At 45.1% G+C, this 215-nt stretch carries 2 tRNA genes; both read right to left on the minus strand.

The features are described from left to right. Positions 1-8 precede the first annotated feature (8 nt). A tRNA-Pro gene (locus RFK25_RS11705) sits at positions 9-82 on the minus strand. Positions 83-129: 47 nt separating this feature from the next. Beyond that, positions 130-203 (minus strand) — tRNA-Arg (locus RFK25_RS11710). Positions 204-215 lie beyond the last annotated feature (12 nt).

The raw sequence follows: 215 nt of genomic DNA on the forward strand, positions 1-215 counted from the left end.
AATATAAATCGGGAAGACAGGATTCGAACCTGCGACACCTTGGTCCCAAACCAAGTACTCTACCAAGCTGAGCTACTTCCCGCTGTTATTAAAAATAAAGCTCCCCTAATGACATCATTAAGCGAGTCATGCACCCTAGAGGATTCGAACCTCTAACCGCCTGATTCGTAGTCAGGTACTCTATCCAGTTGAGCTAAGGGTGCTTCTATAAAGTC

The organism is Streptococcus sp. SS-4456, assembly GCF_036680365.1.
Classification (GTDB): Bacteria; Bacillota; Bacilli; order Lactobacillales; family Streptococcaceae; genus Streptococcus.